The 11,543-nt window shown below is 27.1% G+C and carries 14 protein-coding genes and 1 pseudogene; 12 read left to right on the top strand and 3 right to left on the bottom strand.

Features of this window, described 5'->3' with window-relative positions:
* From J7M87_RS09625 to J7M87_RS09610, 4 genes are all read left to right on the top strand, one after another.
* Nucleotides 1-85, top strand: an 85-nt coding sequence (locus tag J7M87_RS09625; protein ID WP_291648866.1) for an IS3 family transposase, incomplete at its 5' end; no start/stop codon positions are given.
* Nucleotides 86-409: 324 nt separating this feature from the next.
* On the top strand, nt 410-928 hold the full coding sequence (locus J7M87_RS09620; RefSeq protein ID WP_291650846.1) for an RNA polymerase sigma factor: 519 nt from the start codon (nt 410-412) through the stop codon (nt 926-928).
* Between the two features lie 11 nt (nt 929-939).
* Nucleotides 940-1,800: a hypothetical protein gene (locus tag J7M87_RS09615; RefSeq protein WP_291650845.1), complete on the top strand. Its 861-nt coding sequence runs from the start codon at nt 940-942 to the stop codon at nt 1,798-1,800.
* A gap of 16 nt (nt 1,801-1,816) precedes the next feature.
* Nucleotides 1,817-2,725: a hypothetical protein gene (locus J7M87_RS09610; protein ID WP_291650844.1), complete on the top strand. Its 909-nt coding sequence runs from the start codon at nt 1,817-1,819 to the stop codon at nt 2,723-2,725.
* Between the two features lie 221 nt (nt 2,726-2,946).
* On the opposite strand, the gene spoVB is transcribed toward J7M87_RS09610, so the two are convergent.
* On the bottom strand, nt 2,947-4,446 hold the full coding sequence (gene spoVB, locus J7M87_RS09605) for a stage V sporulation protein B (RefSeq protein ID WP_291650843.1): 1,500 nt from the start codon (nt 4,444-4,446) through the stop codon (nt 2,947-2,949).
* Between the two features lie 173 nt (nt 4,447-4,619).
* On the opposite strand from spoVB, the gene J7M87_RS09600 reads away from it, so the two are divergent.
* The 3 genes and pseudogenes from J7M87_RS09600 to J7M87_RS09590 all read left to right on the top strand — a co-directional run.
* Nucleotides 4,620-5,912, top strand: coding sequence for a hypothetical protein (locus J7M87_RS09600; RefSeq protein ID WP_291650842.1), 1,293 nt, complete (start codon nt 4,620-4,622; stop codon nt 5,910-5,912).
* Nucleotides 5,913-6,063: 151 nt separating this feature from the next.
* Nucleotides 6,064-6,561 carry a hypothetical protein gene (locus tag J7M87_RS09595; protein ID WP_291650841.1) on the top strand — a complete coding sequence of 166 codons (498 nt, stop codon included), beginning with the start codon at nt 6,064-6,066 and terminating at the stop codon, nt 6,559-6,561.
* Between the two features lie 22 nt (nt 6,562-6,583).
* Nucleotides 6,584-7,138: pseudogene (locus J7M87_RS09590) on the top strand (cobalamin B12-binding domain-containing protein); the annotation flags it as partial.
* A 15-nt stretch (nt 7,139-7,153) separates the two neighbouring features.
* Here the strand turns inward: J7M87_RS09590 and J7M87_RS09585 are convergent.
* Both J7M87_RS09585 and J7M87_RS09580 read right to left on the bottom strand, forming a co-directional pair.
* Complete coding sequence (locus tag J7M87_RS09585; protein WP_291650840.1) at nt 7,154-8,641, bottom strand: recombinase family protein; 1,488 nt, start codon at nt 8,639-8,641, stop codon at nt 7,154-7,156.
* A 5-nt stretch (nt 8,642-8,646) separates the two neighbouring features.
* Nucleotides 8,647-9,006, bottom strand: a complete 360-nt coding sequence (locus tag J7M87_RS09580) for a helix-turn-helix transcriptional regulator (protein ID WP_291650839.1) — start codon at nt 9,004-9,006, stop codon at nt 8,647-8,649.
* Between the two features lie 264 nt (nt 9,007-9,270).
* Between J7M87_RS09580 and J7M87_RS09575 the strand changes: the two genes are divergently transcribed.
* The 5 genes from J7M87_RS09575 to J7M87_RS09555 all read left to right on the top strand — a co-directional run bounded on the left by J7M87_RS09575 (nt 9,271) and on the right by J7M87_RS09555 (nt 11,467).
* Nucleotides 9,271-9,495 carry a helix-turn-helix transcriptional regulator gene (locus J7M87_RS09575; protein ID WP_291650838.1) on the top strand — a complete coding sequence of 75 codons (225 nt, stop codon included), beginning with the start codon at nt 9,271-9,273 and terminating at the stop codon, nt 9,493-9,495.
* The gene (locus tag J7M87_RS09570) at nt 9,473-9,652 is read left to right on the top strand and encodes a hypothetical protein (RefSeq protein WP_291650837.1); all 180 of its coding nucleotides are present in this window, start codon (nt 9,473-9,475) and stop codon (nt 9,650-9,652) included. Before J7M87_RS09575 ends, J7M87_RS09570 begins: the two co-directional genes overlap by 23 nt.
* A 53-nt stretch (nt 9,653-9,705) precedes the next feature.
* Nucleotides 9,706-10,386, top strand: coding sequence for a BRO family protein (locus J7M87_RS09565; protein WP_099346891.1), 681 nt, complete (start codon nt 9,706-9,708; stop codon nt 10,384-10,386).
* A gap of 84 nt (nt 10,387-10,470) precedes the next feature.
* Nucleotides 10,471-10,635 (top strand): hypothetical protein, encoded by a 165-nt coding sequence (locus tag J7M87_RS09560; RefSeq protein WP_180270983.1) that lies wholly within the window; start codon nt 10,471-10,473, stop codon nt 10,633-10,635.
* A 64-nt stretch (nt 10,636-10,699) separates the two neighbouring features.
* Entirely contained in the window at nt 10,700-11,467 is a 768-nt protein-coding gene (locus J7M87_RS09555; RefSeq protein ID WP_291650836.1) for an ORF6C domain-containing protein, read from the top strand.
* The last annotated feature ends 76 nt before the right edge of the window (nt 11,468-11,543 follow it).

Below are 11,543 nucleotides of genomic sequence, written 5' to 3'. Positions count from 1 at the left end.
TGATTATTATAATAATGACCGTTGTCAGTGGAACTTAAAAAAGCTGACTCCTGTTCAATACAGAAATCAGCTCTTAGCTTCCTAACTCTCTTTTTTAAAATGTCCTTGACATAGGGACCAGTTTAGTTATAGAAACTACGAAGGACTTTTCTTTTTAAATTGAGAATTAGTAATGGGCAGTGCATAATTGATAATAGTTAATTGAAGTTAAAATTCATGAAAAACTAGGCTTCTTAAATTGAAGAAAATAGGATGTAATGATGGTGTAGTATTTGAAAATGATATTTAAATTGTTAATGAAAAAAAGAATAATGTGTAATTAATAAATAATTTTTTTAAAATTACTATAAATTTATATTGCTTTATACGTATAATAAGTGAAGTATGCTTTAAAACAAATGGAGGAATTATGAGTGAGTTGGAATTTCAAATATGCTTGAGAGAAATAAAGAATGGAAAAAAAGAATCTCTAAAAATAATTTATGATTACTATGGGCATGTTATTTACTCATATGCGTTATCTATAATTAAAAGTGAAGATTTAGCAAAGGATATATGCCAAGATGTGTTTATTAAAATATGGAGTAGCGGTAGTAAATATAAAGATAGTAATAATCATAAAGCTTGGATAATGACCATAACAAGAAATACTTCTATTGATTATTTAAGGAAATATAAGAGGGAAGATATAGTAGATGAATTTAATATAATTGATGATAAAGATATGATTGAAGATATTAATCAAAAACTTCAGCTTAAAGAATCTTTAGCATTTTTAAATGATGAAGAAAGAGAAGTTGTTATTTTGCATGCAATATCTGACCTTACATTTAAAAATATTGGAGAGATTTTAAATAAGCCTATAGGTACAGTTGCATGGAGATATCGTGAAGCTATTAAAAAACTTAGAAAAGGAGTAAGTTTATAGGGAGAAGAGTTATGGATAATGATATAAAAGATTTATTAAAGAATTATTCTAAAAATAATATGCCAGATTTATGGGATGAGATAGAAAATAAGATAAATCATAAAAAAAAGAAAAGAAATAAAAAAGCATTAATTATAGCAGCAAGTATAGGGATTATTTTCACTATAGGAGTGACTTACAAAAATTTATGGGGGAAAAATAATATGGGTAATGAGATTATAAGTGAAGATAGTAATTCTAAACTTGACGTTGAAAATAAAATTGATGTTTTAGAGGACTTGGATTTAGAAAAAATAATGAAGGATAAAATAGTATTAGGATTAGCATTAGAAAACAGTTATGCAGATTATTCAAAATTTATAAATTATGAAACAGAGGCAGAGTCTATAGTTTACGGGAGAGTTATTAATGTAAATAGTTATGTTAAAGATGGTCATATGATTTATAGTGATATAACTATTAAAGTTATAAATGACTATAGAAATAATATTCAAGAGGGAGATAATATTATTCTTGGGGTTCGTGGAGGAGAACTAAGTTATTATGATTTTATAGAACAAGCTAATCCAGGATTTGTTGATAAACGAGGTTATAATAATATCGAAGATAAAACTAAAAAGTTTATTGAAACTTGGAATGGAGTTCCTATTTATAGGGTTGGAGAATATGTACTTGTATATGCTAATTCTATTGCTAATGATGAGAATTGTAAAAACAATCCAGATGAAAATATAAGCTATGAATACTATCCATTAAAACAATTATATGTTGATCCAAATACTAGAGAAGTATTTGAATATATATATAATTATGAAAGTGATAATAAGCTTATTAAGCAATATGTAAAATCCTTAGATTTTTTAGAGAATTAGAAAGTATGAGGTTGATATGAAAAGAATATCAGTAATAATAATATTACTAATGATAATTTTAATAGTTGTATGTAATTTAGAAGAAAAGAAACAATTTATAAGTGATGACTATCAAATAACACAAGATGAAGAAATTAAAGTAAATATAGAAAGTGATATCGTATTATTTTACAATGAAGTAGTAACTTTCACTCCTGTAGTAGATGGAGATTCAAATAAAGAAGTACAATATCATTGGATTCTTGAAGATGACTTTGTAGATAAAGATATACATGGTTTTATAAGTGATAACGGACCATGTTATGAGATAATTAATTCAGGAGAAGCGGTTAAATTTACATCATATTCGGATGTGAGTTATACAGAGGATGCTTATAGTGAAATAAAGGTAATTCTACAAATAGAAGAAAAAGAAACTAATAACATAATAGCAACAGATGAAGCAACTATTATAAATAGACAAGGAGAATATTTTGTTAAGACTTCAAAAGAAAAAGAACTTCAAGAAGAGATTTTAAAAACAGAAAAAGCAAAAGTATATGCAGAGATATTTAATATAGCATGGGAAACCGATAAAGGATTAAATAGTGATATTAAATATGTAAATATAGATACAAGTACATTTAAAGATTTTACTGGAGAAGATAAAACACAATTATTTTACTATATAGCTAAGAAATATAATGTAACTTTAATAGATAAGACTTTTCAAGAATTAGAAAGTGAAGGATATATAAAGAATTCAACTTTTATAGATGGTATAAGCTTTAAAGTTGATGAATATATAAAAAATACAGAAAATGAAATTTCATTTGAAGGAACAAAGTGGGCTTCTGGTCTTGGTGCTATTGGATTTACAACTAAGGCAGAAAAAATTAACGGAGTATGGAAAATAAAAAGGCTTAATATGGCTTGGATTAGTTAAGATAAATAAAATAGTTTAATCCAGGTATATAATATAGAAAAAATAAATGATGATGATTTGTTACAAATAGGCGAAGAATTTTCAATTAAAATTAAATAGCACTCAAACTAAGGAGGTCGCGTTTCGCGCCCTCCTTAGTTCTATATGCAATTATTTATTAATGTGAGAATGAAAAAATTAAAGAATGAAAGATTTAAGGAGATTTTGCTTTGCAAAATACATTACTCTTCTTCAATACCAAAGAAGCTAAGTATAGTAAATATAAGAAATGTTAATGAAATAACTATTAGGTTTTTACTTATAAATAAATCGTTTAAAAATTTAGTTGTAAATAATCTAAGTATCATAAATATTAGTACTGATAACAGTAAAAATATGCTTATATTGCTTTTGGATAAGTCTAGATATATGTGTTTTTGAACTTCTCTAAGATTTATAAATAAACTTATACTAGAGGTTATAAATATAGTTATACCATACCCCATTATATTAACACCTGGAAGACCAATAAATATAAATAGGCAAACAAGTTCTAATACTGATACAATTAGTGAGTTTCTAAGTATCACGCCTTGTTTATTTAATCCATTTAGTATTCCAAACATAGTATTGGCAGTAAAGAAAATAGGTGCACTTAATGATGCAATCCTTATATACTCGCCTAGGTCATTTCTACTGTAAAACATTTGGCCTAATGAGTCAGGAATTATATTACAGATTATGGCTGTAGCAAGTCCTAATAAAAATGCTATTTTCATAACTTTTTTTATTCTTACAGTAGCATTATAATAGTCACCTCTACTTAAGGTTTCTGATAAATCAGGAACAATAAGAGAATTAATAGATCCTATAACAATCATTGGAAAGGTAACTATTGTTAATGCCATTCCAGTAAATTTTCCTATCATTCCTAAGGCGGTTACAGCATCAAAACCAGCAGCAGCTAATCTTCTAGGAACCAGTAAGGTAGATACTGTACCAAATAGATTTCCAAGGAACCCATTAAGACATAATGGGAATGCGATTATAAAAACATTAAATAATAATTGTGAAGCTCTCTCTGGCTTATCAAATGCTGGAGGAGCCTTTTTAGAAAGATTTTTATAATATACATATAGTAAAAGTAAGCTTTGAAGTTCTCCAATCGCTAAAGAAACGTAAGCTAATGTTACTAGGGATGTAATAGTTGTAGCTTTAAACATGTAGATTAATAAAGCAATGGTGATAATACGCATAGCTTTTTCTAGAATGTCAATAAATGAAGGAACCACTATTTTAGAAACTCCATAGAAGTAACCTTTTAATATATTAGATAAAGCTATGAATACCATCGCTGGACAAGTAACTCTGATAGCGTTAATAGTTCTCATGTCGTGGATACCATATTTACTTATGTAGGGAGCTAAAAAAAATACCATAATTCCTATGGCGATTGCCCATATTACATTAAAGCTTGCAACTGTTCTTATAGTCTTACTTATGCTATTATATTGGCCTTTAGATTTATATATTGCAGATACTTGGGATATAGCTGCTATAATTCCTGCAGTCATTAAGCAGATAAAAAGGTTATATATAGGCATTACTAAACCATATAATCCTATCCCAACAGGCCCTATAAGTTTTGATAAGTAAATTGAGAAAATAAATCCTAATATCCCAGTGGTTATATTAGATGCTGTAAGAAGAAATGAGTTTCTTACAAAACTATCTTTTTTCAAAGTTTATCACCCCCAATTAATACACTTATATCTATTCCTAAATAAAAGGAAATATGCATCTACTAAATATTAAGAAAATAAATAGTCGAGGGAAAAATTAAATTATCATAAAAGTAATAATTTATATATTTCAAAATATAAATTAAACATAAAGAGAAAATAAGGGGGAGAGTATGAAGAGGTTTATTAAATTTCTGCTTGTTTCAATTATAGTAGTAACTATTGCCTTTGGAATTTTTAAGGTTACAAATAAATATAATTTAGATATTTTAAATAAAAATATAGATTGGTCAATAAGCCTTAAAGGATATGAAGGCGCTAAAAGTTTTGCATTTGATGATGAAGGGAACTTATATCTAGCATTTGAAGATACAATTAGAGTACTTAATAAAGATGGAAATGATGAACTTATAATAAGAGAAAGTAAATTTGATATTTTAGATATACTGTACTATAATGAAAAATTATACATAGCAACAGATAATAGGATATTAGAATATAACATAGATAAAAAATCTTATAAGGAGATTATAACTGGAATACCTAACAATGGGATAAATAAAAAAGTAAATTTGCTTTTAAATAATGATAAGTTATATTTTTCTATTGGAAGTAATACTAACTCAGGAGTAGTTAATTCAAAAGGTGAGGCGTTTGATATTGCAACTAGCCCATGGATTTTAACAGGAAATAATTATGGAGATGGGAAAACTGGTGCTTTTTCTCCTTATTCAGTAAGTAATGAGGTAGGAGAAAAGGTAGAATCTCAAAAAATAGGTAATGCCGCTATATTATCTTATGATATTAATACTGAGGAAGTAAAATTATATGCTCATGGAATAAGAAATATAAATGGATGGGATACAGATAGCGAAGGGAAAATTAAGGCAATAGTTGGAGGAATGGAAGATTTACCTCCTAGAAATATAAAAGATGATAAGGACTATATTTATGATATTCAAGAAGAAAATTGGTATGGATGGCCTGATTATAGTGGTGGTGATCCTATAACATCGCCAAGGTTTACAGATTCAGTAAGACAAGAATTTTTAATAAAGAATCATCCTGATAAAAATCCAAGTGCTCCTATGTATCAAGATAATGATGTTTCATCATTACAGGGACTAGCTATAGATAAAGAAGGAATATGCTTTGAAAAGGATACTATTATATTTGGAAATAATAAGAAGGGATTTATCTACGCACTAAGTAAGAATGGAGTAGCAAGAGAATTAGTAGATTTAGGTGATAAAAGTAAGATAGAGAAAATATCATTTTATAAAGATAGCTTTTATATTTTAGATAGTAAGCTTGGGTGTTTATATAATCTTGAGTACAATAAAACTAGTAAATTATTTAGACTTCCAAAGATATTCTGGATTTTTTCTATAGTATTTATTATAGTTATAATTATATGTGTATTAATAAAGAATAAAAGTAAAAAGGTGAAAATTAACAGTAAGTAAAAGAGAGAAGAGAAAGTCTTTAAAGATATGTAGGTATAATCTATTTATATATTTTAAAGAATTCTCTTCTTTTTTATAAAAATTATTAATAAATTATGGAAGTTATAAATATAAATATAATATAACTTATGTAATTAGGAGGTAAGGTGAGATGGGAAAAACTATAGTACTTAATTTATCAGATGTAAAGCTAAATGGAGATATACTAGATGTTGGGGAGAGTTTTGGTGTTATTTACAATATATCAAAGGATGTAATGGATGAAATTTCAGTAGATTATGTGGGGGGAGATAATTCAAGTGTTATTCTTAATGAAGAAGAATATGATACTTGCACAATGTTTTTTCATTTAAGTAAAATGTGGAATAATTATAGCAGATTAAGGTTGATTGAAGAAGTTACAAAGTACATTAAAGTTGGTGGACAAATATTTATATGGGATATAAATAAAGAAGTCAAAGATATGATTAATAATAAAATAATGGCAGTACTACCGTCAGGTAAAGTAAGAGAATTCGAATTTAAAAATTTAAATCCAATAATAAAGTCAAATATAGAGGATAATAAAAAATTACTTGAAAAATACTATAAAATAGAAGAAACTAAATTATGGGAGGATATACATTTTATAAGGGGGATAAAACTTTAACATTGAAAGGAAGAAGATACGTATGAAAATTTTACTTACAGCTATAAATTCTAAATTTGTACACAGTAATTTAGCTGTTAGATACCTAAGAGCCTTTACTAAAGATATGAATTATGATTGTAAGATTAGAGAGTTTTCCATTAATGATAGAGATGAAAAAGTATTAGAAGAAATAATAAAAGAGAGACCTGATGTAGTAGCCTTTTCAACTTATATCTGGAATATAGAAATGATAAAAAGGCTTTCTAATCTTATAAAACTAGTAGATGAAAATATAGAGATATTGTATGGTGGGCCAGAAGTATCTTATGATAGTCAAAACATATTAAAAGAGTTAAATGGGGAATATATTATTGAAGGAGAAGGAGAAAAAACATATAGAGAGTTTGTAGAATATAAATTAGGAGAAAGGCAAATAAACTCAATAAGAAGTTTATATTACAAAATTGATGGAGAGGTAATATCAAATGGAAAAAGACCTCTTATGAATATGAATGAATTAATATTCCCTTATGAAGAAGATGAAAACTTGGATAATAAAATAGTGTACTATGAAGCTTCTAGAGGATGTCCTTTTAAAACATAACCGATATTAGGGCAATTGCATATCAATGCTATCTTCATAAGGATTATAAATTATTTTTTTGAATATCTTTCTTACATTTCCCCTTTTTTCTTTATTGCTCTCTAATTTATTAAAATTCCTTATAGAATTTATAATTTCCTTTTCATCCCTTTCGTTTATATTATCTAATTGAATTGATCTTAATTCATATATTCTGCTTTCTAGTTCAGTATTCTTTAATGTTAGTTCTTCTATTTTTTTTGTTAATGGAGTAGCAGCTTCGTTGCTTAATAACATTAATTTATCCACCAAGTTGCCTATTGCCTTTTTATTGCTATTAATAGTATTAGTTAAAACTTCTATTTCATCGTCTTTATTGTCTTTTTTAACTTTGTTTTTAAATGACTTATATGTAGAATAATCCTCTAGTTCAGCTATGAGTAAAGACACTTTTCCTTCTATAAATTCGGCATTTACGTACCTAGAATTTTCACATTTCTTTTTGTCTTTATCTATTCCTAATTCATTAGTGTTTCTGCTTAGTCTATTCTGGCAAACATAATATGTATTTCTTCCACTATTAGTTAAAACATATTTAGAACCACAATAAGGGCAATATAATACTTCTGTAAGCCAATAAACCTTACTCTCTTTCTTGGTGGCAGTTTCCTTATTTTTATCCAATAACATATTTACCTTTAAAAATGTGTCTGGATCTATACAAGCTTTATGTTTCCCTACGATAAGAGTTGGATAGTTAGCGGTCTTGCCATATGTCATATAACCTTTTTTGTTAGCACTCCCAACTATATCATAACCCTTTTTAATAAAATATTCAGAAACTCTTTCATCACTTTTGCAATAAATTGGGTTTCTTAACAATCTTCCTAAACTACTCCTAGTAGATAGAGATTTAAAACCATTATTCAAAAGATATTTTTGTGTGGAATATAAAGAATTAAATTCTAAATATTTTGAAAATATCAATTGTATTAATTTTTCGTCTGATATTTTCAAATAGCTTTTACCTTCTCTTTCTTCTACTATACAACCAAACGGAATAAATCCACCTGTAAAACAACCTTTTTTAGCTAGAGCTATCATATTATCTTTGACTCTTTCTCTTATATTTTCTCTTTCCATATTAGCAAAAGCAGATAATATAAACATCATCATTTCACCCATAACAGTAGTAGTATCAAAACCTTCTGTGATTGATACAAGCTTAACATTATTCTTTTTTAAGTTTTCATAAATTCCAACGAAGTCAACTATATTTCTAGATATTCTATCTATTTTATAAGTTGCAACTATATCAAATTTCTCTAATTTAATCATGTTCATCATTTTTTTAAAAGCTGGTCTATTTGTATTCCCTCCACTGAATCCTTCATCTACAAATACTTCAAATTCGTTACTGCCTTTAAAGTAATCCTTACAAAGACTTATTTGCGTATCTATGCTTTCGCTATTTTCTTTAAAGACAGATTTTCTTGTATAAATAGCAATTCTCAATTTTATCACCTACCCTTCAGCTTGGATATTTCTTTTTTTACCATGGTCATGATTAATTCTTGTGTAGTTTCATCAATGTTATTTTCATCTTTAATAATGCCTATGTCTACTAAATATTTTAAAAAGTCAGATACCAACGCATCTTTTTCTTTTGTAACCCCATTTCTTTCAGAAACCAATCCCTCTAAGTAATCTAAAGATACACCAAAGTATTCAGCAACTTTTTTAGAAAAATCTCTTCCTCCATCTTGCTTCCCACTTTCAATCATTCCGATTAAACTTCTAGCAACACCTAGTTCCTTGCTAAGTTGTTGTTGAGTTAAATTCTTCTCTTTTCTTAATTCTTTTAACAAAATGCCTTTCATATATGCATTCCTCCATATTTTATTACTTATATGTCATAAAAAAAGTACCACTTATAAAAAAAATATCATAAAATATGATAAATTAAAAGAGAACGTATGTACGATTTTAAAGAAAAATAAAGGAAATTTTAAATATATAACAAAATTTTATCATAAATTAAATAGGTCATCATATATGACATTATATAGTGTTATTCAAGAATAAATCAGCTTTTACTTTTGTCACAATACATGACATAATAATATCAGAAAGGAGGTGCTAAGGTGTTTAAGGATATAAGAGAAAAAAAAGGTTTTTCAACTAAATATGTTGCGGACAAGCTTAATATAAAAATTAATACACTATACAAATATGAAGAATTTTACTCATTGCCTTCTGCTCCTATTTTACTAAAAATGCAGCAGATTTACAAATGTACTCACGAAGAGTTATTTGAAGCTTATAAATATGCTAGGAGGATTTATGATGAAAGAAAAAATAAAAGATAAAATTAAGTATTTGACAGAAGAGGAAGCTAAAGAACTTTGCGATAGTTTGAAAAATATATTTAAAGGAGGAGTAAGGATATTAAATCCGGAAAATTACCAATCAGCTATGGCTGGTTATTACGAGAACTTAGAAAAAGGACAAGCTAATGAAAGTTAGGCTGATAGACTTTAACTTTAAAACTTAACAGAATAAAAATTAAGGAGGGTTATATGAATAATTTACAAGTATTTAAAAATGAAAAATTAAACTTAGAAGTTAGAACAATTCAAAATGAAGATGGAAGCATTTCTATTAGTTCAGAAGATGCAGCAATAGGTTTTGGTTTTACTCAAGTTAAAAACAATAGAAAATATGTGAGATGGGAGACTATGAACGGTTATTGTTCCGAACTTGGATTTTCCCAACAAATTGGGAAAGATGATTATATTCCAGAGAGTTTATTTTATATGTTAGGAATGAAAGCTAGTAATAAAGTAGCACAAGAATTTCAAAAGTGGTTAGCAGTAGAAGTTATACCGAGTATAAGAAAGACGGGTTCATATACAAATAATAATCAGAAATTACTTTCAGAATTTAGGGGACAAATAACAACCTTAGTAGATGATATTGTAAGTTCTAAAATAAATCAAATAGAAGATAAATGTTCACAGTATTATAGACCATCAGCATTTGATAAGACTAATATAAGTCACTACATTAAGAAAAGATTAGGGATAACTAAAGCCAATGAAGAATACGAACTTGTAAAAGAAAGAGTCTTAATAAGGCTTGGAGCTACCAAGTGGGAAGATGTAGATGTTGAAACTCTTAAAAGTTCATTAAATGTAATAGATGAAAGTATAAGAGTTATTAAGATGGATAGACCATATGAACAAACTAGTTTATTTTAATAACTCAGTAAAAAAATAATTACATACTTTAACAATTTTTAGGGAAACTAATTATAAATTTTAATTGTTTTAGGAGTGATTATTTTGAGTAAGAAAAGTAAAGTAACACAAGAACAAAAAGAAGAAATTTATAAATCTTTGTTGAAAGACTTTGATTTAGGGGATTTTGAAGGAATTAAAGTAGTTAGTGAAAACAAAGAAAAATTAAAAGAAAAGCTAATTTACATTGGAGAAAATAATATTTTATAAACTTTTTAAAAAAGGGCTAAATTGCCCATCGAACAAAACTTAACAGAATAAGAGGAGGGTAAACATGAATAACCAAATTGTAAAAATCAATAATGCTGATTTATTAGTAAAGGAAATTAATGGACAAAGAGTTGTAACATTCAAAGATATTGATATGTTACATGAAAGAGTAGAAGGAACTGCAAGTAAAAATTTTAGAAATAATAAAAAACATTTCATAAAGAATGTAGATTACTTTGAATTATCTAAAAATGATGTTGGGGAAAATCTTTCCGAGACATATGGATTTGATAAAAAAGCACCTAAAGGACTACTAATTACAGAAAGTGGCTACTTAATGTTAGTAAAGTCACTTCAAGATGATTTAGCATGGAAGGTCCAAAGAGAATTAGTTAATAACTATTTCAGAGCAAAGCAAATTGTACAAGCTAAGTTATCTAAGGAGTTGCAAGCAATATTTATGATAGACGGCAAGCAACAAGAATTAGAACAAGAAATAATTGTTGTAAGAGATGAGGTTAAGGATTTAAAAGATAACTTGCCATTACTTGGAGTGGATTGTGATGAAATTACTAGTTTAATTAAAAAGATCTGCACTAAGGTAACTGGATACGAAACACCTGCATATAAAGATAAATCTTTAAGAGGTAGAGTTTATTCAGACATTTATGGACAAGTTAAAAGAGAATTTCAAGTAAAGTCATATAAAGCTATTAAGAGAAGTCAAATAGAACTTGCTAAAGGAATAATAACAAATTATAAAGCACCTAAAGCTTTATTAGATGAAATTATACAAGTAAATAACCAAGTAGATTTTGAGGAGGTAATTTAATATGGAAAGATTTTTAGAAGTTCATGGAACAATAATTAATAAAAAAGATATAAGAAGGGTTGAGTTTATATCAGAT

It is taken from the genome of Clostridium sp. (assembly GCF_017888565.1).
In the GTDB taxonomy this organism is placed as follows: Bacteria; Bacillota; Clostridia; order Clostridiales; family Clostridiaceae; genus Clostridium.
This window is presented reverse-complemented; position numbering and strand designations above follow the sequence as displayed.